The 20,386-nt window shown below is 59.0% G+C and carries 23 protein-coding genes; 16 read left to right on the top strand and 7 right to left on the bottom strand.

All coding sequences use genetic code 11. From position 1 onward, the window contains the following. Positions 1–35: 35 nt before the first annotated feature. Positions 36–719, bottom strand: a complete 684-nt coding sequence (ung, locus tag AC4PR2_RS20020; RefSeq protein ID WP_033635636.1) for a uracil-DNA glycosylase — start codon at positions 717–719, stop codon at positions 36–38. Between the two features lie 346 nt (positions 720–1,065). On the opposite strand from ung, the gene grcA reads away from it, so the two are divergent. The 3 genes from grcA (at position 1,066) to AC4PR2_RS20005 (ending at position 3,343) form a co-directional block, all read left to right on the top strand. Next, positions 1,066–1,449, top strand: coding sequence for an autonomous glycyl radical cofactor GrcA (gene grcA / locus AC4PR2_RS20015; protein ID WP_004929114.1), 384 nt, complete (start codon positions 1,066–1,068; stop codon positions 1,447–1,449). 183 nt (positions 1,450–1,632) lie between these two features. Next, a complete protein-coding gene (locus AC4PR2_RS20010; protein ID WP_197804387.1) occupies positions 1,633–2,595 on the top strand; it encodes a Tle-like phospholipase domain-containing protein in 963 nt (320 codons plus the stop codon). Beyond that, on the top strand, positions 2,588–3,343 hold the full coding sequence (locus AC4PR2_RS20005) for an ankyrin repeat domain-containing protein (RefSeq protein ID WP_102984262.1): 756 nt from the start codon (positions 2,588–2,590) through the stop codon (positions 3,341–3,343). The genes AC4PR2_RS20010 and AC4PR2_RS20005 overlap by 8 nt, the downstream gene beginning before the upstream one ends. A 52-nt stretch (positions 3,344–3,395) precedes the next feature. On the opposite strand, the gene srmB is transcribed toward AC4PR2_RS20005, so the two are convergent. Next, positions 3,396–4,718, bottom strand: coding sequence for an ATP-dependent RNA helicase SrmB (srmB, locus tag AC4PR2_RS20000; protein ID WP_492175388.1), 1,323 nt, complete (start codon positions 4,716–4,718; stop codon positions 3,396–3,398). Positions 4,719–4,817: 99 nt separating this feature from the next. On the opposite strand from srmB, the gene trmN reads away from it, so the two are divergent. Then, on the top strand, positions 4,818–5,597 hold the full coding sequence (gene trmN, locus AC4PR2_RS19995) for a tRNA(1)(Val) (adenine(37)-N(6))-methyltransferase TrmN (RefSeq protein WP_049200774.1): 780 nt from the start codon (positions 4,818–4,820) through the stop codon (positions 5,595–5,597). Positions 5,598–5,635: 38 nt separating this feature from the next. Here the strand turns inward: trmN and nadB are convergent, their stop codons facing one another. After that, a complete protein-coding gene (nadB, locus tag AC4PR2_RS19990) occupies positions 5,636–7,237 on the bottom strand; it encodes an L-aspartate oxidase (protein WP_330113001.1) in 1,602 nt (533 codons plus the stop codon). Positions 7,238–7,451: 214 nt separating this feature from the next. On the opposite strand from nadB, the gene rpoE reads away from it, so the two are divergent. From rpoE to rseC, 4 genes are read left to right on the top strand one after another with little or no spacing between them, the layout of a single operon-like run. After that, complete coding sequence (rpoE, locus tag AC4PR2_RS19985) at positions 7,452–8,027, top strand: RNA polymerase sigma factor RpoE (protein WP_004929136.1); 576 nt, start codon at positions 7,452–7,454, stop codon at positions 8,025–8,027. A gap of 30 nt (positions 8,028–8,057) precedes the next feature. Continuing rightward, positions 8,058–8,711: an anti-sigma-E factor RseA gene (gene rseA / locus AC4PR2_RS19980; RefSeq protein ID WP_049200771.1), complete on the top strand. Its 654-nt coding sequence runs from the start codon at positions 8,058–8,060 to the stop codon at positions 8,709–8,711. After that, a complete protein-coding gene (gene rseB / locus AC4PR2_RS19975) occupies positions 8,711–9,667 on the top strand; it encodes a sigma-E factor regulatory protein RseB (RefSeq protein ID WP_025303948.1) in 957 nt (318 codons plus the stop codon). The genes rseA and rseB overlap by 1 nt, the downstream gene beginning before the upstream one ends. Beyond that, positions 9,667–10,143, top strand: a complete 477-nt coding sequence (rseC, locus tag AC4PR2_RS19970; protein ID WP_004929144.1) for a SoxR-reducing system protein RseC — start codon at positions 9,667–9,669, stop codon at positions 10,141–10,143. The genes rseB and rseC overlap by 1 nt, the downstream gene beginning before the upstream one ends. On the opposite strand, the gene AC4PR2_RS19965 is transcribed toward rseC, so the two are convergent. Beyond that, positions 10,140–10,976 carry a hypothetical protein gene (locus AC4PR2_RS19965; protein ID WP_330113000.1) on the bottom strand — a complete coding sequence of 279 codons (837 nt, stop codon included), beginning with the start codon at positions 10,974–10,976 and terminating at the stop codon, positions 10,140–10,142. The genes rseC and AC4PR2_RS19965 overlap by 4 nt on opposite strands. A 518-nt stretch (positions 10,977–11,494) precedes the next feature. Between AC4PR2_RS19965 and lepA the strand changes: the two genes are divergently transcribed. The 7 genes from lepA (at position 11,495) to acpS (ending at position 18,046) form a co-directional block, all read left to right on the top strand. Beyond that, positions 11,495–13,294 carry a translation elongation factor 4 gene (lepA, locus tag AC4PR2_RS19960; protein ID WP_492175387.1) on the top strand — a complete coding sequence of 600 codons (1,800 nt, stop codon included), beginning with the start codon at positions 11,495–11,497 and terminating at the stop codon, positions 13,292–13,294. Positions 13,295–13,326: 32 nt separating this feature from the next. Then, positions 13,327–14,304 carry a signal peptidase I gene (gene lepB / locus AC4PR2_RS19955; RefSeq protein WP_033644122.1) on the top strand — a complete coding sequence of 326 codons (978 nt, stop codon included), beginning with the start codon at positions 13,327–13,329 and terminating at the stop codon, positions 14,302–14,304. Between the two features lie 235 nt (positions 14,305–14,539). Further along, a complete protein-coding gene (rnc, locus tag AC4PR2_RS19950; RefSeq protein ID WP_004929158.1) occupies positions 14,540–15,220 on the top strand; it encodes a ribonuclease III in 681 nt (226 codons plus the stop codon). Next, positions 15,217–16,125 carry a GTPase Era gene (gene era, locus AC4PR2_RS19945; RefSeq protein ID WP_004929162.1) on the top strand — a complete coding sequence of 303 codons (909 nt, stop codon included), beginning with the start codon at positions 15,217–15,219 and terminating at the stop codon, positions 16,123–16,125. The genes rnc and era overlap by 4 nt, the downstream gene beginning before the upstream one ends. Positions 16,126–16,131: 6 nt before the next feature. Further along, positions 16,132–16,863, top strand: coding sequence for a DNA repair protein RecO (gene recO / locus AC4PR2_RS19940; RefSeq protein ID WP_004929165.1), 732 nt, complete (start codon positions 16,132–16,134; stop codon positions 16,861–16,863). Between the two features lie 71 nt (positions 16,864–16,934). Beyond that, a complete protein-coding gene (gene pdxJ, locus AC4PR2_RS19935; RefSeq protein WP_047730060.1) occupies positions 16,935–17,666 on the top strand; it encodes a pyridoxine 5'-phosphate synthase in 732 nt (243 codons plus the stop codon). Next, on the top strand, positions 17,666–18,046 hold the full coding sequence (gene acpS, locus AC4PR2_RS19930) for a holo-ACP synthase (protein WP_019452319.1): 381 nt from the start codon (positions 17,666–17,668) through the stop codon (positions 18,044–18,046). Before pdxJ ends, acpS begins: the two co-directional genes overlap by 1 nt. 45 nt (positions 18,047–18,091) lie before the next feature. Here acpS and AC4PR2_RS19925 read toward each other — a convergent pair whose 3' ends face one another. Beyond that, a complete protein-coding gene (locus tag AC4PR2_RS19925; RefSeq protein ID WP_043138299.1) occupies positions 18,092–18,352 on the bottom strand; it encodes a YfhL family 4Fe-4S dicluster ferredoxin in 261 nt (86 codons plus the stop codon). Between the two features lie 215 nt (positions 18,353–18,567). Between AC4PR2_RS19925 and AC4PR2_RS19920 the strand changes: the two genes are divergently transcribed. Continuing rightward, the gene (locus AC4PR2_RS19920; RefSeq protein WP_492175386.1) at positions 18,568–19,965 is read left to right on the top strand and encodes a recombinase; all 1,398 of its coding nucleotides are present in this window, start codon (positions 18,568–18,570) and stop codon (positions 19,963–19,965) included. Here AC4PR2_RS19920 and AC4PR2_RS19915 read toward each other — a convergent pair. Continuing rightward, positions 19,962–20,177: a MerR family transcriptional regulator gene (locus AC4PR2_RS19915; RefSeq protein ID WP_096242538.1), complete on the bottom strand. Its 216-nt coding sequence runs from the start codon at positions 20,175–20,177 to the stop codon at positions 19,962–19,964. The genes AC4PR2_RS19920 and AC4PR2_RS19915 overlap by 4 nt on opposite strands. Positions 20,178–20,191: 14 nt before the next feature. Continuing rightward, the coding region (locus AC4PR2_RS19910; RefSeq protein WP_492175385.1) for a 3'-5' exonuclease at positions 20,192–20,386 on the bottom strand (195 nt) is incomplete at its 5' end.

Here is a 20,386-nt window from a genome sequence, read left to right as displayed (position 1 = left end):
GAAAGGCACCCGAGGGTGCCTTTTTTGTCTCTGTGCTACGCCTGCGGCAGGCGCGGCATCCAGTCGATCGGCGTGAGCCCTTGCTGCTCCAGCAGCTGATTGGCCTGCGAGAAATGACGGCAGCCGAGGAAACCGCGGTGCGCGGAGAGCGGCGACGGGTGCGGCGCCTTCAGCACATGGTGGCGGTTGCGGTCGATAAAGTTGCCTTTCTTCTGCGCGTGCGAGCCCCACAGCAGGAACACCACGCCTTCACGGTTCTCGTTCAGGGCGGCGATCACTTTATCGGTAAAGGTTTCCCAGCCCAGGTTGGCGTGCGAGTGCGCGCGGCCGCCTTCCACCGTCAGCACGGTGTTGAGCAGCAGCACCCCCTGTTCGGCCCAGCTTTGCAGGTAGCCGTGATCCGGGCGTTCGAAGCCGGGAATGTCGGTCGCCAGCTCTTTATACATGTTCACCAGCGACGGCGGCGCCGGCACGCCGGGGCGCACCGAGAAAGAGAGGCCGTGCGCCTGATTGGGGCCGTGATACGGATCCTGGCCGAGGATGACGACCTTGACGTCCGCCAGCTCGGTATAGCGGAAAGCGTTGAACACGTCCTTCTGCGGTGGATAAATGGTCTTACCGGCCTGGCGCTCAGCGGCAACAAAGGCGAGCGTTTCAACAAAATAGGGCTGCTCTTTCTCTTTGCCGATCACGTCATGCCAGGTGAGGGAGGTGGCCATAAACGCTCTCCTTTGTTTTCTTTAGCAATTCATGGGCTATAGCTTACCGTTTCGGCACGCGCAGCGAAACCCGCTTTTCATTTCTCGCCGCCGTGTCTTATGCAATTATTTTTGAAAATTTACAAAAATAATTGGTTTTTGCCGCAGTGGGAAAATTGATATAAAACATAAATTTGCCCCTTCACGCCCTGTGCCTACCCGGTAAAAATTGACTTTAATCAAGGAACTGGCCCGGTCAGGCTGGTATACAGAACAACAAGACAGCAATGGTTTTACCAAATGGCCGAAACCAGAATTGGGTTTTCTCACGACGTGAATTTTTACGCCCTTGTACGGAGGCAACATAATGATTACCGGTATTCAAATTACCAAAGCGAATGACCAGGCGCTGGTGAATTCTTTCTGGCTGCTGGACGATGAAAAAGCGGAAGCTCGCTGCGTGTGCGCCAAGGCCAACTACGCGGAAGATCAGGTTGTCGCGGTGAGCGACCTGGGCCAGATCGAATACCGTGAAGTGCCGCTGGAAATGCAGCCGACCGTGCGCGTGGAAGGCGGTCAGCACCTGAACGTCAACGTGCTGCGTCGCGAAACCCTGGAAGACGCGGTCAAGCACCCGGAAAAATACCCGCAGCTGACCATCCGCGTGTCCGGCTATGCGGTGCGCTTCAACTCCCTGACGCCGGAACAGCAGCGCGACGTTATCGCCCGCACCTTTACCGAAAGCCTGTAATTTGCGGCGCAGTCAATCAGGGAGCTTCGGCTCCCTTTCTGGCGTTTGGCGGCCGAAAACCGAACGTGGATCACATTCTGTACAAAGATAAGCATTTCTAATACAGAACTCATCCGACCTGCCGATAGCTAAATCAGCACCTATTCAGGTGCTCAATAAAAAGTCTATCGACAAGGAGTCGGCATGAGTATGCCTTTAAGTTTTACCTCTGCAGTATCCCCGGTGGCCGCGATCCCTACGCCTCGCGCCGCTGCCGAGACGGCGACGGCGGCGCAGCCCGCGGCAGCGCCGGCAAATCCGGCGCCGGTGGCCTCTCCCTCTCAGAACACGCTGAACGCGCAGAATCTGTTGAATACGCTGGTCGGCGATATCTCAGCGGCGGTACCGACGGCGGCGGCAGCGCCGGGCGTGACGCGGGGGCAGCAATCGCAGGAGGGGGATTATGCGTTGGCGCTGTTGGCCAAGGACGTTTACTCACTCAATGGCCAGGGCGCCGCCGGGTTCAACCGCCTGAGCGACAGCGCGCTGCTCGGTTTCGGCATCGATCCCGCCAGCCTGCACGACGCGGGCAGCGGTTTCCAGGCTGGGATTTACAGCAACGACAAGCAGTATGTGTTGGCGTTCGCCGGCACCAACGACTGGCGCGATTGGCTGAGCAACGTGCGGCAGGCGACGGGCTATGACGATGTGCAGTACAATCAGGCGGTTGCCGCTGCCAAAAGCGCCAAGGCGGCCTTCGGCGATGCGCTGGTGATCGCCGGCCATTCGCTCGGCGGCGGCCTGGCGGCCACGGCGGCGCTGGCGACCGGCACTGTCGCGGTCACCTTCAACGCGGCCGGGGTGTCGGATTACACCCTGAATCGCCTGGGTATCGATCCGGCGGCGGCGAAGAAAGATGCCGAAGCCGGCGGTATTCGCCGTTACAGCGAACAATATGACATGCTGACCAGCACCCAGGAGTCGACCTCGCTGATCCCGGACGCCATCGGCCACAACATCACCCTGGCCAACAACGATACCCTGACCGGCATCGATGACTGGCGGCCGAGCAAGCATCTGGATCGCAGCCTGACGGCGCACGGCATCGACAAGGTGATAAGCTCGATGGCGGAACAAAAGCCGTGGGAGGCGAAGGCCAATGCCTGAAGGGCGTCGCTTGCGGCGGGCGCTGGCGATAGCCTTACTGGCGCTGGTCGCGGTGACCGGTTTACTGATGATGGCTAAGGAGCAACAGATGGGGCAGGAGATTTCGCCGTTTGACGGCCACAGCAATCTGGCGCTGGCTCAGGCGGTGGCGCGTGGCGATACGCAGGGTATCCATGCGCAGGCCACGCAGGATCGCTTGCGCGAACGGGGCGATCGGCAGGTCACGCTGTTGCAGTGGGCGGTGCTTTCGCAGCAGCCGGATAGCGTGCAGGCGTTGCTGGATCTCGGCGCCGACCCGGCGGCGGCGGGGCTGGACGGCAACAGCGCGCTGCACACCGCGGCGATGCTGCAAGACGCGCAGTACCTGCGGTTGCTGCTGGCCAAAGGGGCGCAGGTGAACGTGCGTAATGCCGTTACCGGCGCCACGCCGCTTGCGGCGGCGGTGCTGGCCGGGCGTGAAGAGCAACTGCGGATGTTGCTGGCGGCCGGGGCGGACACCACCTTGAGCGACCGGCTGGGGGATACTCCGCTGCATCTGGCGGCGAAGATTAACGCGCCGCACCTGGCGCTGCTGCTGTTGCAGGCCGGGGCCGATGCCCGGGCGCGCAACCAGCAGGGCGTCGCGTTCCAGTTTTATTTCTCGCAAACGCCGGCGCATTTGCAGAATGACGAACTGAAGGCGCAGTTCCGCGAACTGGATAAATGGCTGCAGGGGCACCGCCTGGCCACGCACTACGCGCAGCAGTAAACGCCCATAAAAAAACCGCCTGTACAGGCGGTTTTTTCTTAGGCAGCGGTGGTTATTCCGCGTCGCCGGCCGGTTTGGCCTTCGCCTGACGGCGTTTGCCGACGTTTTTGGCGTCACGGTGGCGCACTTTCACCTTGGCCTTTTCTTTGTTCTTCGCTGTATCTTCCGCGCGTTTGGCCAGCACTTTCTTCGATGGCTTGCCGTTGCTCTTCTCGTTCGGCACCTTGGTTTTCGGCCGCAGTTCGTCGATCACGCGCGCTTTCAGCGGCTCGTTCAGGTAACGGCCCACTTTGCCCAGCAGCAGATGGTCGTGCGCTTCCACCAGCGAAATGGCGGTGCCTTTGCGCCCGGCGCGGCCGGTACGGCCGATGCGGTGCAGGTAGGTGTCCGCCGTGCGCGGCATGTCGAAGTTGAACACGTGGGTGATATCGAGGATATCCAGACCGCGTGCGGCAACGTCGGTGGCGACCAGCACGTTAACCCGGCCATCCATCATGCGTTTGACCGCTTCGTTGCGTTTGGCCTGCACCATTTCGCCTTCGAGATAGCAGGTGTTGATGCCCGCTTCGCGCAGCCAGGTGGCCAGCTCGTGCACGCGCTCGCGTTTGCGCACGAAGATCACCGATTTCTGCACGTCCGGCTGCTTCAGCAGGTGGATCAGCAGCGCGGTTTTGTGCTGCACGTCATCAGCGCGGTAGTACCACTGCAGGATCTTTTTGCGTTCGCGGCGCGACGGATCGGCTTCCACTTCCACCGGCTCTTTCAGGATGCGCTCGGCGAATTCGCGAATTGCTTCGCCTTCCAGCGTGGCGGAGAACAGCAACGTCTGGTTGCGCCAGCGGGTTTCGGCGGAGATGGTTTCGATGTCCTGCGCGAAGCCCATATCGAGCATGCGGTCGGCTTCGTCGAGGATCAGGGTTTCCACCGCGCGGCAGTTGAAGTTCTCTTCTTTAATGTATTGCAGCAAACGGCCGGTGGTGGCGACCACCACGTCCTGGTTTTCGCTGAACACTTCCGCGTGGTTCATGTAAGCGACGCCGCCGGTGATGGTGGCGATATCCAGCGAGGTATGAGCAGCCAATTCACGCGCCTGATCGGCGACCTGCATCGCCAGTTCACGCGTTGGCGTCAGGATCAGTACGCGCGGCGGGCCGGATTTTTTGCGTGGAAAGTCCAGCAGGTGCTGCAGCACGGGCAGCAGGAAGGCGGCGGTTTTGCCGGTGCCGGTCGGAGCCGAACCTAAGACGTCGCGCCCGTCCATCGCCGGCGGGATCGCAGCGGCCTGAATGGCGGTGGGGCGATCGTAGCCTTTGTCGCGCAGCGCGTCGATCAGGCGATCATCGAGTTCGAGTTCGGAAAAAGTGGTTGCTGTCATGGTCTACCTCTACTTGGGGCGCCGATTATAGACGGGTTGGCCGCGATCTTCACCTATTTAAGCGGAAAGCCGCTCTTTTCCCGTCGATCAGATTGCCTTATGCTACGCCAGTTTTATAGCCAGGTGGTGAGTGTGAGCAAGCGATCGAAAGCCGATTTTACCCCGCGCCGCGGGGGTTTTACCTTTAAACAATTCTTTGTCGCCCACGATCGTTGCGCCATGAAAGTGGGCACCGACGGGGTGCTGCTCGGCGCCTGGGCGCCGCTGGGGCAGGCGCGCCGGGTGCTGGACATCGGCAGCGGCAGCGGGCTGATCGCGCTGATGCTGGCGCAGCGCAGCGGCGACGAAGTGACCATTGACGCGGTGGAGCTGGATGAAGCCGCCGCCGGCCAGGCGCGCGAAAATGCGGCGGAGTCGCCGTGGCCGCAGCGCATCCGCGTGCATGCGCAGGATATTCACCATTATGCGCAGCAGCATGCCGCTGAGTATGATCTGATCGTCAGTAATCCGCCTTATTTCGAGCCGGCGGTGGCCTGCCGCGACCAGGCGCGCCACAACGCGCGCTACACCGAAACCCTGACGCACGATGCGCTGTTGGCCTGTGCGGCACAGCTGTTGGCGGAACAGGGAACGTTCTGCGTGGTGCTGCCGCACGACATCGGCGCCGAATTCGAACGTCTGGCGCAGCAAAGCGGCTGGCAGACGGCGGCGAAAGTGAACGTCAGCGATCGGGCCGATACGCCGCTGCACCGGGTGCTGCTGGCGCTGACGCGGCGGGAAACGCCGCTGCGGGAGCAGGCGCTGGCGATCAAGCAGGCCGATGGCAGCTATACCGAGGATTTCCGCCGGTTGATCGCCGACTTCTACCTGTTTTACTGAAAAGAAAAGGGCGCCGATTAGGCGCCCTGTCGCAGAGTTTAAGGCTGTAAAATGGTCGGCAGCGCTTCCGGCAGCAGATCCGGATAGTCCAGCGTGTAGTGCAGGCCGCGGCTCTCTTTGCGCGCCATGGCGCTGCGCACGATAAGCTCGGCCACCTGCACCAGATTGCGCAGCTCCAGCAGGTTGTTGGAGATGCGGAAGTGAGCGTAGTACTCGTCGATTTCCGCCTGCAGCGTGTTGATGCGGCGCAGGGCGCGTTCCAACCGCTTGGTGGTGCGCACGATGCCGACGTAATCCCACATGAACAGCCGCAGCTCGTGCCAGTTGTGCTGAATCACCACCCGTTCGTCCGCATCGTCCACTCGGCTTTCATCCCAGTGCGGCACCTGTTTGGCCTGCTGAATGAACGGCAGGCGCTGCAGAATGTCTTCCGCCGCCGACCAACCGTACACCAGGCACTCCAGCAGCGAATTCGACGCCATGCGGTTGGCGCCGTGCAGGCCGGTATAGCTGACCTCGCCGATGGCGTACAGCCCGTCGAGATCGGTGCGGCCGTGCTGATCGACCATCACGCCGCCGCAGGTGTAGTGCGCCGCCGGGACGATCGGGATCGGCTGCCGGGTCAGATCGAAGCCCAGCGTCAGCAGCTTCTCGTGGATCATCGGGAAGTGCTGGGTGATGAACTCCGCCGGCTTGTGGCTGATGTCCAGGTACATGCAGTCGGCGCCCAGGCGCTTCATTTCATGGTCGATGGCGCGGGCGACGATATCGCGCGGGGCCAGTTCGCCGCGCGGGTCAAAATCGGGCATAAAGCGGCTGCCGTCCGGGCGCTTCAGGTAAGCCCCTTCGCCGCGCAGCGCTTCGGTCAGCAGGAAGTTGCGCGCCTGAGGATGGAACAGGCAGGTCGGGTGGAACTGGTTGAACTCCAGGTTGGCGACCCGGCAGCCGGCGCGCCAGGCCATGGCGATGCCGTCGCCGGAGGAGATGTCCGGGTTGGTGGTGTATTGGTATACCTTAGCTGCGCCGCCGGTGGCCAACACCACCGTTTTGGCGCAGTAGGTTTCCACCCGCTCCAGCTCGCGGTTCCAGACGTAAGCGCCCACCACTCGGCGGGTGCCCGGCAGGCCGATTTTGTTCGAGGTAATCAGGTCAACCGCGTTGCGGCGCTCCATCACGCAAATATTGGGGTGAGCGCTTGCTTTCCCCACCAGCGTGGTCTCTACTTCCTTACCGGTAGCGTCCGCGGCGTGCAGGATGCGGCGATGGCTGTGGCCGCCTTCGCGCGTGAGGTGATAATGCTCCTCGCCCTGCGCGTTGACCTCGGTGTCGAACAGCACGCCCTGATCGATCAGCCACTGCACGCAGTGGCGCGCGTTGCCGGCGATGAATTCGACGGCCTCTTTGTCGCACAGGCCGGCGCCGGCAATCAAAGTGTCATCAACGTGTGAGGCAATGCTGTCCGTCTCATCGAATACCGCGGCGATCCCGCCCTGGGCATAAAAGGTGGCGCCCTCGCTGAGCGGCCCCTTGCTGAGAACGGTAACCTTGCAATGCTGCGCCAGGCGCAGCGCCAGTGACAGGCCCGCAGCGCCGCTGCCGACGATCAGTACATCGCTAACATGTTCAGATGATGGTTGCATAACGTATGATGTGTGCAGAAGAAGAGTGAATTTCATGTTAGCCTAACTGTCCGGGCAAAAGCCACGGATAGGGCGACATCAACAGAAAAAACAATGGCGATATGGAACTTCGTGTTCTATATGAACTCCAAGCGAGTGCTTGCTCAGGAAAATAATGTATGGCTGGCAGTACAATTTTACGCGTGGAGACGGATTTGGGGAGAGTTTACCTCGGATGAGCGAGCAGTTAACGGATCAAGTTCTGGTCGAGCGGGTCCAAAAGGGCGATCAGAAATCGTTTAACCTACTGGTAGTGCGCTATCAGCATAAGGTGGCGAGTCTCGTTTCCCGCTATGTGCCGCAGGGCGATGTGCCCGATGTGGTGCAGGAGTCGTTTATCAAGGCCTATCGCGCACTGGAATCGTTCCGTGGCGACAGCGCTTTTTATACCTGGTTGTATCGAATCGCCGTGAACACGGCAAAGAATTATCTGGTTGCTCAGGGGCGCCGTCCGCCATCCAGTGATGTGGACGCTAACGATGCGGAAAATTACGAAAGTGCGGGCGCACTGAAAGAAATTTCGAACCCTGAGAACTTAATGTTGTCAGAAGAGCTGAGACAGATAGTTTTCCGTACCATTGAGTCGCTCCCTGAGGATCTTCGCATGGCGATTACCCTGCGGGAGTTGGATGGTCTAAGCTACGAAGAGATAGCTGCCATCATGGATTGCCCGGTCGGAACCGTACGTTCGCGTATTTTCCGCGCCCGGGAAGCTATCGATAATAAAGTTCAACCGCTGATCCAGCGTTAGCAATGGCGGGCACAGGAAGGGTACTTAGGCATGCAGAAAGAAAAGCTTTCCGCTCTGATGGATGGTGAATCGTTCGACAGCGAGCTGTTGAGTTCTCTGTCGCAAGATCGAACGCTTCAACAAAGCTGGCAGAGCTATCACCTGATACGTGACACACTGCGAGGTGATGTCGGGCAAGTGATGCATCTCGACATCGCCGATCGCGTAGCCGCTGCACTTGAGAAAGAACCCGCCCGGCTGGTGCCTTCCGCCGTTCAGGAATCTCAGCCGCAGCCTCATACCTGGCAGAAAATGCCGTTCTGGGACAAAGTGCGTCCTTGGGCGAGCCAGATTACGCAAATCGGTATGGCGGCCTGCGTGTCGCTGGCGGTGATCGTCGGCGTACAGCACTATAACCAACCTGCTGCGTCATCGAACGCGTCCGAATCGCCGGCCTTCACCACGCTGCCGATCATGGGCCAGGCCTCACCGGTCAGCCTGGGCGTCCCGGCCGACAGCTTCTCCACCGGCAGCGGCCAACAGCAGCAGGTGCAGGAACAGCGCAAGCGTATCAACGCCATGCTGCAGGACTATGAACTGCAACGCCGCCTGCATTCGGATCAGCTGCAGCTTGAACAAAGCAACCCGCAACAGGCTGCCATTCAGGTTCCCGGAACTCAGTCTTTAGGAATGCAACAGCAGTAATGAAGCAAATCTGGTTCTCCGTTTGTTTATTGACGGGCAGCCTGCTCTATTCCAGCATCGCCCCGGCGCAGCCAACTGCGTCCGGGGCGTTATTGCAACAGATGAGCAGCGCCAGCCGTTCTCTCAATTACGAGCTCGCCTACATCAGCATCAGCAAGCAGGGAATCGAGTCGTTGCGCTATCGCCATGCGGTGATCGGCAACGTGCCGCTCGGCCAGCTGTTGCATATGGACGGCCCGCGCCGCGAAGTATTGCAGCGCGGCGGCGGGATCAGCTACTTCGAGCCTGGCCTGGAGCCGTTCACGCTCACCGGCGATCACATCGTCGATGCGCTGCCGGCGATCGTCTATGCCGATTTCACCCGTCTGGCCAAGTACTACGACTTCATCTCCGTGGGCAGCACTCGCATCGCCGATCGGCCGTGTGAAGTGCTGCGCGTGGTGGCGCGCGACGGTTCCCGCTACAGCTACATCGTCTGGATGGACGAGGACACCAAGCTGCCGCTGCGGGTGGATCTGCTCGACCGCGACGGCGAAACGCTGGAGCAATATCGGGTGATCTCCTTCGCGGTCGGCGCCGACGTGCAGGGCGCGATGCAGGGGCTGCTCAAGGCCAACCTGCCACCGCTGTTGTCGCTGCCGGCGGTGGAGAACGTCCAGCTCAGCTGGAGCACCGGCTGGCTGCCGGCCGGGGTGGACGAGGTGGCGCGCAATCGCCGCAAATTGCCAAACGTCGCCGTGCCGGTCGAATCCCGGCTTTACAGCGACGGTCTGTTCAGCTTCTCGGTCAACGTCAGCCCGGCGGGCAGCGGAGCCGGGCAGCAATACTACCGTCAGGGGCGCCGCACCATTCAGACCGAAGTGCGCGCGGGCAACGAAATCACTATCGTGGGCGAATTGCCGCCGGCTACGGCCAAGCGCATCGCCGACAGCATTTCTTTCAAGGTATCGCCGTAATGATGAAAGAGTGGGCCACGGTGGTTTCGTGGCAACAGGGCGTAGCGCTGCTGCGCTGTGAACCCAAGGCCGGTTGCGGCAGCTGTACCGCGCGCTCCGGCTGCGGCGCGCGCGCGTTGAACGAGCTGGTGCCGGAAACCGAGCATCAGCTGCAGGTGCATATTGATCAGCCGCTCGAACCGGGGCAGCGTGTCGAGGTTGGCATTGCGGAGGGCAGCCTGCTGCGCTCCGCCATGCTGGTTTACCTGACGCCGCTGCTGGGCATGATGTTGGGCGGCACCTTGCTGCAATATTGTTTCGGCAGCGACGCCTCGGCGGCAGTCGGCGCCGTGCTGGGCGGCGGGGCGGCCTTTATGCTGGCGCGCCGGTTGGCCCGGCGTCTGGGCGAGCAGGCCGATTACCAGCCGGTGGTGCTGCAGATTGGGCTGCCGCCTACCGCGATGCGCATGCAGGCGGAAAACTCCCCGCTGATTTAAACCGACGGCCGCGTCATCGCCGGGTTGTGATAGGCGGGGATGCGGTTGTGGATCATATGCTCCAACAGCGCGATAAACAGATCGGCGCTGAGCAGCGAATCGTAGTTAATCGCGAACAGCACATTTCCCTGGCCGTCGAGCAAACGGATGCCGCGCCGCGGATGGTTTTCCACCGCGCGGATCTGCTCGAGCGGCACGTTTCCCCGTTCCGTGGCCAGCAAGGTGGCGCTTAGCCGCAGCGTTTCAGTCGGCGTACCTTGCCGTTTGCCCAGCAGCAGCTGCCACAGCCAGCGTGCGTCGCCCTCAACGGTGTGAAACGGCACCACCTCCCCCTGATAGAGCGCATTCAATGCCAGCGGCCCGCGCTGCTGCAGCTGTTGGTCAACGATCACGTCCGCCAGCCGCCACGAATGGGCGACGTTGCTGAAAACCGTACACCAGGGCTGATCCGCGCCGGCGCGGAACGCCGTGACGTCAAACAGCCCGCCAAAAGCTTTGCCGCCGTGAAAGCGATAGATGTCGCCGATCTTCTCAAACGGGATGAAGCGCTCTTTGTGATGGTGGCCGTCAAAGACCCGCACGCCGTGCTCGTACAGGCGATAGGTCAGCGTCGGGCGCAGATAGTGCCGCAGCGCCAGCAGCGTACAGCCGAGTAAAACCGTGCCCGCGCCGGCCTGCAACAGCGTGATGACTTCACTCTCATCAATGCTGCTCAGCAGCGGCAGCACCAACAGCGCGGCTCCCACGCTAAACAGCAGCGCCGCCGCCGCCAGAATGCCCCAGTTGACCTTCGAAAAATCGTGCCGGCTCAGCATTTGCCCTTTATCGATCATATGCACCTTCCAATCAACGTACGCAGATATGCTGCTGAACCCCGGTGGGCTGCCGATGTAGTGCCCGGAATAATGTTTTGTCGCGGAGTTCATGCCCTTTCTATCCGAGGGGCGGTGGTGGCGTATATGGGGTTTTTCCTAAAGGAAGAGGGGCGAAATGGAATTCTAAGAGGTTGATCCAAATATTCTTTTCTTATAATTTCGGAGAGGGTTTATTGCGCTGCGGCCGGTTATGTATTAGTGCCGGAGTTTGACGGCCACGAAGCACCTGCAAGCCTTGGGTTCAGGCCGTATCGTCCGCGTTAACATCTGTTTTCACCCGCCGGGGTGCCCTGTAACATTTAGCTGCGCATAATAGAATGCCTTCACTGCACCGATCGCTAGGTTTTCAGTGGTGTGGCATGTAGAATGCAGCGATTCAGGTGCAAGACGGCCTAACCCATTCACTGTCGCTTTAGGTCCATGCGGGTTTCTATAGGCGAGTAATTCAGAAATACCAAGGCAGAAAAACTTTTATAATGAAGCATATACGAAATTTCTCCATTATTGCCCATATTGACCACGGTAAGTCGACGCTGTCTGACCGCATTATCCAAATCTGCGGTGGCTTGACCGACCGTGAAATGGCCGCGCAGGTGCTCGATTCCATGGATCTGGAGCGCGAGCGCGGCATCACCATCAAAGCGCAGAGCGTGACGCTGGATTATAAAGCGCTGGATGGGCAGACCTATCAGCTCAACTTTATCGACACTCCCGGCCACGTTGACTTCTCCTATGAAGTTTCCCGCTCGCTGGCGGCCTGCGAAGGCGCGCTGCTGGTGGTTGATGCCGGTCAGGGCGTAGAAGCCCAGACGCTGGCCAACTGCTACACCGCGATCGAAATGGATCTGGAAGTGGTGCCGGTACTGAACAAGATTGACCTGCCGGCCGCCGATCCGGATCGCGCCGCACAGGAAATCGAAGACATCGTCGGCATCGACGCTACCGATGCGGTGCGCTGCTCGGCCAAAACCGGCGTCGGCGTGCCCGAGGTGCTGGAGCGCCTGGTGCGCGACATCCCGCCGCCGCAGGGCGATCCGGATGCGCCGCTGCAGGCGCTGATCATCGACTCCTGGTTCGATAACTACCTGGGCGTCGTGTCTCTGGTGCGCGTCAAGAACGGCACGCTGCGCAAGGGCGACAAGATCAAGGTCATGAGCACCGGCCAGGTGTACAACGCCGATCGTTTGGGCATCTTCACGCCGAAGCAGGTCGATCGCGACGTGCTGAACTGCGGCGAAGTGGGCTGGCTGGTCTGCGCGATCAAAGACATCCTCGGCGCGCCGGTGGGCGATACCCTGACGCAGGCGCGTCAGCCGGCGGATAAAGCGCTGCCGGGCTTCAAGAAAGTGAAGCCGCAGGTGTACGCCGGTCTATTCCCGATCAGCTCCGACGACTATGAATCCTTCCGCGATGCGCTGGGCAAACTGAGCCTCAACGACGCCTCCCTGTTCTACGAGCCGGAAAGCTCCACCGCGCTGGGCTTCGGCTTCCGCTGCGGCTTCCTCGGCCTGCTGCACATGGAGATCATTCAGGAGCGTCTGGAGCGTGAATACGATCTGGATCTGATCACCACCGCGCCGACGGTCGTCTACGAAGTGGAAACCACCGGCAAAGAAGTGATCTACGTCGACAGCCCGTCCAAGCTGCCGCCGTTGAACAATATCCAGGAACTGCGCGAGCCGATCGCCGAATGTCACATGCTGATGCCGCAGGAATACCTGGGCAACGTCATTACCCTGTGCGTTGAGAAGCGCGGTGAGCAGACCAACATGGTCTACCACGGCAACCAGGTGGCGTTGACCTATGAAATCCCGATGGCGGAAGTGGTGCTCGACTTCTTCGACCGCCTGAAGTCCACGTCGCGCGGTTATGCGTCGCTGGATTACAACTTCAAGCGCTTCCAGGCTTCCGACATGGTGCGCGTGGACGTGCTGATCAACAACGAGCGCGTGGATGCGCTGGCGCTGATCACCCACCGCGACAACTCGCAGTATCGCGGCCGTGAACTGGTGGAGAAGATGAAAGATCTGATCCCGCGTCAGCAGTTCGACATCGCGATTCAGGCGGCGATCGGCACGCACATCATCGCGCGTTCCACCGTGAAGCAGTTGCGTAAAAACGTGCTGGCGAAATGCTACGGCGGTGACGTCAGCCGTAAGAAAAAGCTGCTGCAGAAACAGAAAGACGGTAAGAAACGCATGAAGCAGGTCGGCAACGTCGAGCTGCCGCAGGAAGCGTTCCTGGCCATTCTGCACGTCGGTAAAGACGGCAAGTAACCGCGACGAGTTCGCGAAACGAGGGAGTTTGCATGGCGAATATGTTTGCCCTGATCCTGGCGTTGGCCACCCTGGTCACCGGGATCATCTGGTGCTTCGAGCGCTTTAAATGGGCGCCGGCCCGCCGCGCGAAGATCGCGGCGGTCAACGAGCAGACCGCGGGCGCCGTAGACGATAAAACGCTGGCGAAAGTGGCGAAGCAGCCTGGTTGGGTAGAGACTGGCGCATCGGTGTTCCCGGTGCTGTTGCTGGTCTTTGTGGTGCGTTCGTTTATTTACGAACCGTTCCAGATCCCGTCCGGCTCAATGATGCCGACGCTGTTGATTGGCGATTTCATTCTGGTGGAGAAATATGCCTACGGCATTAAAGATCCGATTACCCAGACCACGCTCATTGAAACCGGCCATCCGAAGCGCGGCGATATTGCGGTATTTAAATATCCGCTGGATCCGAAGCTCGATTATATCAAGCGCGTAATTGGCCTGCCGGGCGATCGTATTACTTACGATCCGGTGAATAAGCGCGTTACGGTGCAGCCGTCCTGCAACAGCGGGCAGTCCTGCGATACCGCGCTGGCGGTGACCTACGCGGACGCCCAGCCGAGCGACTTCGTGCAGCTGTTCAGCCGCAGCGGCATGGGCGAGGCCAGCAACGGCTTCTACCAAATCCCGCTGAACGACAACGTGCCGCAGGGCGGCATTCGTCTGCGCGAGCGTCAGGAGAGCCTGGGCAACGTGACCCACCGCATCCTGACCGTGCCGGGCACGCAGGATCAGGTGGGCGCTTACTACCAACAGCCGGGCAAACCGCTGGCGGAGTGGGTGGTGCCGGCCGGACATTACTTCATGATGGGCGACAACCGCGACAACAGCGCGGACAGCCGCTACTGGGGCTTTGTGCCGGAGAAAAATCTGGTGGGTAAAGCCACGGCCATCTGGATGAGCTTTGAAAAGCAGGAAGGTGAGTGGCCTACCGGCGTGCGTTTCAGCCGGATCGGCGGCATTCATTAATCGCTGACTTATTCTCTGTCTATTTCACGCCGCAGCCTACTGCGGCGTGAAAGATTAAGGGGATATAAACACAGCATTATGTTTCCACTCGTTGTAGAATACTTTCTCGAGCGATAAAAAGTTGGCTCCTGCTGGGAGCCACTGCAAACGAAACAGCTTTGGATCGGCTTTCGGCGAAGCAGGCCTGTTCCGTATGCTGCAAGTTTTTGACGCATTCTTGATCTATTGGTAACTCATGAACCCCATCGTAATAAACAGGCTGCAGCGGAAGCTGGGCTACACTTTTCAACAGCAGGAGCTTTTACTGCAGGCTTTGACTCACCGCAGCGCCAGCAGTAAACACAATGAACGTCTTGAGTTTCTGGGTGACTCGATTCTGAGCTTTGTCATCGCCAATGCGCTCTATCACCGCTTTCCTCGCGTAGACGAGGGCGATATGAGCCGCATGCGTGCCACGCTGGTGCGCGGCAACACGCTGGCGGAGATGGCGCGCGAGTTTGACCTGGGCGAATGTCTGCGGCTGGGGCCGGGCGAATTGAAAAGTGGTGGGTTCCGCCGCGAGTCAATCCTGGCGGATACGGTGGAGGCATTGATCGGCGGCGTGTTCCTGGACAGCGACATCCAGACCGTCGAGCGTCTGATTTTGGACTGGTATCGCAGCCGGTTGGACGAAATCAGCCCCGGTGATAAGCAGAAAGACCCGAAAACCCGTTTGCAGGAGTTTTTGCAGGGGCGTCATCTGCCGTTGCCTTCTTATTTGGTGGTGCAGGTTCGCGGTGAAGCGCACGACCAAGAGTTTACCATCCACTGCCAGGTGAGTGGTTTGAGCGAGCCCGTGGTGGGCACCGGCTCGAGCCGCCGTAAAGCCGAGCAGGCGGCAGCGGAACAAGCGCTGAAAAAGCTGGAGCTTGAATGAGCGAAGTAAAACAACACTGCGGGTTTATCGCCATCGTCGGCCGCCCGAACGTGGGCAAATCGACGTTGCTGAACCAACTGCTGGGGCAGAAGGTTTCCATTACGTCGCGTAAGCCGCAGACGACCCGTCACCGTATCATGGGCATCGACACCGATGGCGCCTATCAGGCGATCTACGTCGACACCCCTGGGCTGCACATCGAAGAAAAACGCGCCATCAACCGCTTGATGAACCGCGCGGCCAGCAGCTCGATCGGCGACGTCGAACTGGTGATCTTCGTGGTCGAAGGCACCAACTGGACCGCCGACGACGAAATGGTGGTCAACAAGCTGCGCAGCCTGCGCTGCCCGGTATTGCTGGCGATCAACAAGGTCGATAACGTCACCGACAAATCCAAGCTGTTGCCGCACATCGCGTTCCTCAGCCAGCAGATGAACTTCCTCGACGTGGTGCCTATCTCCGCCGAGAAAGGGATGAACGTCGACACCATTGCCGGTATCGTGCGCAAGCTGCTGCCGGAAGCGGAACACCACTTCCCGGAAGACTACATCACCGATCGCTCCCAGCGCTTTATGGCGTCCGAGATCATCCGCGAGAAGCTGATGCGTTTCCTGGGCGAAGAGCTGCCGTATTCGGTGACGGTGGAAATCGAACAGTTCGTGGCTAACGATCGCGGCGGCTACGATGTGCACGGCCTGATCCTGGTCGAGCGCGAAGGCCAGAAGAAAATGGTCATCGGCAACAAAGGCGCCAAGATCAAAACCATCGGCATCGAAGCGCGCCAGGACATGGAACAGATGTTCGACGCCAAAGTGCATCTCGAGCTGTGGGTGAAAGTGAAATCCGGTTGGGCGGACGACGAACGTGCGCTGCGCAGCCTGGGCTATGTTGACGATCTGAAGTAACGATCCGTGGACGGCTGGGAGCGCGCTTTCGTCCTGCATGGGCGGCCGTACAGTGAAACCAGTCTGATGCTGGATCTGTTTACCGAAGGTCATGGGCGGGTGCGCTTGCTGGCGAAAGGCGCGCGCAGCCGCCGTTCCAATCTGAAGGGTTGCCTGCAGCCCTTTACCCCCCTGTTAGTGCGCTGGGGCGGCCGCGGCGAAGTGAAAACGCTGCGCAACGCCGAAGCGGTCTCCCTCGGTTTACCTCTCAGCGGCATGATGCTTTACAGCGGCCTGTACGTGAACGAACTGCTGGCGCGCGTGCTGGAGCAGGAAACCAACTACTCGGTGCTGTTCTTCGACTATCTGCAATGCCTGCAGGCGCTGGCGGCGGAAGACAGCTCGCCGGAGCAGGCGCTGCGTCAGTTCGAACTGGCCTTGCTGCACCACCTGGGCTACGGCCTCGATTTCCTGCACTGCGCCGGCAGCGGCCTGCCGGTGGATGATGCCATGACCTATCGTTACCGCGAAGAGAAAGGCTTTATCGCCAGCCTGGTGGTGGATCACTACAGCTTCACCGGGCGCGAACTGCGCGCGCTGGCGGAGCGGCAGTTTCCCGATGCCGAGACGCTGCGCGCCGCCAAGCGTTTCACCCGTATGGCGCTGAAACCCTACCTCGGCGGCAAACCGTTGAAGAGCCGCGAACTGTTCCGTCAGTTTGTGCGCAAACAGCCGAATACGCCGGTCGACGACGCCTGACCTTTTCCCCTTTTGCCGCCTTGCGCCCGCGTGTAAACTGCTGGCACTGAAAATCGTATTTAGAGGTTGTCATGGCTGATTTGCTGCTGGGCGTCAATATCGATCACATCGCCACGTTACGTAACGCGCGCGGAACCCAATACCCGGATCCGGTTCAGGCGGCATTCATTGCCGAACAGGCGGGGGCCGACGGCATTACCGTGCATCTGCGCGAAGACCGCCGCCACATCACCGACCGCGACGTGCGCCTGCTGCGCCAGACCATCCAGACGCGCATGAATCTGGAGATGGCGGTGACCGACGAGATGCTGGATATCGCCATTGAGCTGAAGCCGCACTTCTGCTGCCTGGTGCCGGAAAAGCGTGAAGAAGTGACCACCGAAGGCGGCCTGGACGTCGCCGGCCAGCTGGACAAAATGAGCGTGGCGGTTGAGCGCCTGGCGCAGGCGGGCATTTTGGTCTCGTTGTTCATCGATCCCGATCATCGCCAGATCGACGCGGCGGTGGCGGTGGGCGCTCCTTATATCGAGATCCACACCGGTGCCTACGCCGAAGCGCAGGGCGAGCTGGCGGTACAGGCCGAGCTGCGCCGCATCGCGGTAGCCGCCGCCTACGCGGCCGAGAAGGGGCTGAAGGTCAACGCCGGCCACGGCCTGACCTACCACAACGTGCAGCCGATTGCCGCGCTGCCGGAAATGCACGAGCTGAACATCGGCCATGCAATTATCGGCCAGGCGGTGATGTGCGGGCTGCCGGCTGCGGTTGCCGACATGAAAGTGCTGATGCGGGAAGCGCGTCGGTAATGGCGGTGCTCGGGCTGGGTACCGACATCGTCGAGATGGCGCGTATCGAAGCGGTGGTGGAGCGCAGCGGCGATCGTCTGGCACGCCGCGTGCTGAGCGACGCCGAGTGGGCGCTGTATCAGCAGCACCAGCAGCCGATTCGCTTTCTGGCCAAACGTTTCGCCGTGAAAGAGGCCGCCGCCAAGGCGTTCGGCACCGGCATTCGCAACGGCCTGGCGTTCAATCAGTTCGAAGTGTTCAACGATGCGTTGGGCAAGCCGAATATTCGTTTGCACGGCCGCGCCGCCGAGCTGGCCGGGGAGATGGGGGTCGCCGCGATCCACGTTTCGCTGGCCGACGAACGGCGCTACGCCTGCGCGACGGTGATCGTCGAAAGCTGAAAAGAGAAAGGGCGCCTGTGGCGCCCTTGTCAGTCCTGCGGCGGATTAAATGCGATCGGCGTGGTGCAACACCACGAACTTGTCCCACAGCTGTTCGTTGCTCTCGCGATGCTGCGGATCGGTGATGATGGTATTGTCGATCGGGCAAACCTGCTGACAGGTCGGCGTATCATAATGGCCGACGCACTCGGTGCAGCGATCGGTATCGATCTGATAAATCTCATCGCCCATCGAAATCGCCTGGTTCGGGCATTCCGGCTCGCACATGTCGCAGTTGATACACCGCTTTGTTATTAATAATGCCATATCAATCACTTACGAGTTTAATCTATTTAAATCATGCATTTATAGGCTTTAGTTATTGCGCACGATTCCGCACTATGTGTATATTTATACAGTGTTTGAAACATTGAAAAACCATGTTCAGCAACACAGAATGGCAACACATGCCTTTTTTAGCCCCCAGATTTAACCTCATGTGTGAGCTTAGTGCTGGTGGCCTCTGATACAAGGAAATATCAATGCCGCGCACTGTAACACAGATGCAGGATATCCCCAAAAATGATGAGTTCTTGGCCGCATCTGCACGTTGGGAAGACTGCAAGCCACCTTATGCAAGCTCACACATGAGAATCTGTGTTGCTGCCGCCAAAATCATTTTGGCGCACCTCGGCCAAGCTCGGCGATCGAAGTACGAAAAAGACAACTATCTGCGCATAGATTTTAGCAAAGCAGGAAAGGTCACGTTCTACGCTGAGTTTCCAAAGAAGATGGGGCTTAAGGGTAAAAAACTGGGGGAGTGGCCAGAAATGGCTATTCAGATCGCCAGGGAGAAAGCTCAGGACATCGCCGATAACGGCTTGAAAGCTGAGTCGGTACAACAGGCAATCAGAGAGTATGAAGAGGACTTATACGCTAAAGTTCAGCGTAAAAAGTTGGGGGAGGATAGCTTCAAAACCTACTGCACACGGACGAAACAAATATCTGCCGCGTTCGGTGAACGTGAGGTTTTCAGCGATGTGACATATAACCGCCTGCTTGAAGTTTTCGATATCTGGATAGAAACCAAATCCAATAACCAGGCGTTGGAGCTATCAGCAGAACTGCGACGGCTATGGAAATTTGGCGCGCTACGTTACTGTAACGGGCGCAACGTTGCCGCCAGCATGCCGAGTGACTACATATCATCGAGAGTCCAGAAGCCGACGCCGACACGTCTGTTTACCGATATTGAGTCTATCGCGGGTTTGTGGCTTAACATAGCTGCGGCCAGGTCAGTGCATCAGAAAAACGCGATGCGGTACATGATCCTAACTGGCGTCAGGCCGATCAACGTCAGCAACTTGCGATGGAGTTTTATCAATGAGCAGGTAGGGGAAATAGTATATCCGGCTGGGGTAATTGGCATGCGCGGGGCTATGAAAACCCAGAAAGAATTCCGGCTACCTATAACGCCAGGCATCGGGAAGATTCTTGAAGAGCAGAAGGCGTGGAGGGATTCTGTCGAAGGGTGCAATAAAGATTACGTGTTCCTCCAGCCGCGTGACCCATCACAGCCATTTTCTAAGCGTTCCCTGGACAAGCTAATAAAAATTTATAGCCCAGAGAACGCCGTGAAAGGTGTTCGGCATGATGGTACGGTGAAGGGGAAAGAAGGTGCATTTAATACAATGTGCCGAAAATTCCTGAAGAGTAATGTTATCGCCACGATGAGAGATAAAGGTTATTCACGAAGTGATTCGAAGGAAATAAGCATATTGTGTATGCATCATTCTGACAAAGAGTCAGACCCTATGGGTGAGTTTTATGATTTCTCCGACGAAATATTAAATGAAGAGATGGCACTGAAGCGGCTGGCCTTTGAGGCACATGAGACTAGTATACTCGCTCAGGTTGCGTTATTAAGAAAGAAACGTTAATAAACGCTTCTGCATTTAGCAATAAAAGCCAAAACATTTTTGCGCTCATACCGGACTACTTTATGTGTAAACCGAATGGGCGCTAAAATCTGCCGGTGACGGTGATTATTATTCCAATCCCTCAAAGTTTTAGTAGTAACCCCTCCAATAAGTTTGCACACCTCTTCTGGGGTTAGCAAATCCAGCTCTGTACCTTCTTTTTTATTATTCATGAACCCCCCTTGATTTAATCTTGCTGGTGGCCTGAAAACAGGCGCTGATAAATTGCGGAAACATATTTCGCCTGGTGGATAGCATCGGCTAAGGCGTTGTGGCGCTCGCCGTCAAACGGCATATCACGCTTGGGATCAAAGCCAACTACGCGGCCAAGCTCAACGATAGTGCGCACGTCCCTGTCGTTGTACCACTCCCACGGCAACGG

This window comes from Serratia sp. A07, assembly GCF_058725505.1.
This window is presented reverse-complemented; position numbering and strand designations above follow the sequence as displayed.

What these genes read in the sequence shown, in the direction of transcription:
- ung (WP_033635636.1), bottom strand. Translation starts at nt 719, where the DNA reads ATGGCCACCTCCCTCACCTGGCATGACGTGATCGGCAAAGAGAAAGAG.
- grcA (WP_004929114.1), top strand. Translation starts at nt 1,066, where the DNA reads ATGATTACCGGTATTCAAATTACCAAAGCGAATGACCAGGCGCTGGTG.
- AC4PR2_RS20010 (WP_197804387.1), top strand. Translation starts at nt 1,633, where the DNA reads ATGAGTATGCCTTTAAGTTTTACCTCTGCAGTATCCCCGGTGGCCGCG.
- AC4PR2_RS20005 (WP_102984262.1), top strand. Translation starts at nt 2,588, where the DNA reads ATGCCTGAAGGGCGTCGCTTGCGGCGGGCGCTGGCGATAGCCTTACTG.
- srmB (WP_492175388.1), bottom strand. Translation starts at nt 4,718, where the DNA reads ATGACAGCAACCACTTTTTCCGAACTCGAACTCGATGATCGCCTGATC.
- trmN (WP_049200774.1), top strand. Translation starts at nt 4,818, where the DNA reads ATGCTACGCCAGTTTTATAGCCAGGTGGTGAGTGTGAGCAAGCGATCG.
- nadB (WP_330113001.1), bottom strand. Translation starts at nt 7,237, where the DNA reads ATGCAACCATCATCTGAACATGTTAGCGATGTACTGATCGTCGGCAGC.
- rpoE (WP_004929136.1), top strand. Translation starts at nt 7,452, where the DNA reads ATGAGCGAGCAGTTAACGGATCAAGTTCTGGTCGAGCGGGTCCAAAAG.
- rseA (WP_049200771.1), top strand. Translation starts at nt 8,058, where the DNA reads ATGCAGAAAGAAAAGCTTTCCGCTCTGATGGATGGTGAATCGTTCGAC.
- rseB (WP_025303948.1), top strand. Translation starts at nt 8,711, where the DNA reads ATGAAGCAAATCTGGTTCTCCGTTTGTTTATTGACGGGCAGCCTGCTC.
- rseC (WP_004929144.1), top strand. Translation starts at nt 9,667, where the DNA reads ATGATGAAAGAGTGGGCCACGGTGGTTTCGTGGCAACAGGGCGTAGCG.
- AC4PR2_RS19965 (WP_330113000.1), bottom strand. Translation starts at nt 10,976, where the DNA reads ATGATCGATAAAGGGCAAATGCTGAGCCGGCACGATTTTTCGAAGGTC.
- lepA (WP_492175387.1), top strand. Translation starts at nt 11,495, where the DNA reads ATGAAGCATATACGAAATTTCTCCATTATTGCCCATATTGACCACGGT.
- lepB (WP_033644122.1), top strand. Translation starts at nt 13,327, where the DNA reads ATGGCGAATATGTTTGCCCTGATCCTGGCGTTGGCCACCCTGGTCACC.
- rnc (WP_004929158.1), top strand. Translation starts at nt 14,540, where the DNA reads ATGAACCCCATCGTAATAAACAGGCTGCAGCGGAAGCTGGGCTACACT.
- era (WP_004929162.1), top strand. Translation starts at nt 15,217, where the DNA reads ATGAGCGAAGTAAAACAACACTGCGGGTTTATCGCCATCGTCGGCCGC.
- pdxJ (WP_047730060.1), top strand. Translation starts at nt 16,935, where the DNA reads ATGGCTGATTTGCTGCTGGGCGTCAATATCGATCACATCGCCACGTTA.
- acpS (WP_019452319.1), top strand. Translation starts at nt 17,666, where the DNA reads ATGGCGGTGCTCGGGCTGGGTACCGACATCGTCGAGATGGCGCGTATC.
- AC4PR2_RS19925 (WP_043138299.1), bottom strand. Translation starts at nt 18,352, where the DNA reads ATGGCATTATTAATAACAAAGCGGTGTATCAACTGCGACATGTGCGAG.
- AC4PR2_RS19920 (WP_492175386.1), top strand. Translation starts at nt 18,568, where the DNA reads ATGCCGCGCACTGTAACACAGATGCAGGATATCCCCAAAAATGATGAG.
- AC4PR2_RS19915 (WP_096242538.1), bottom strand. Translation starts at nt 20,177, where the DNA reads ATGAATAATAAAAAAGAAGGTACAGAGCTGGATTTGCTAACCCCAGAA.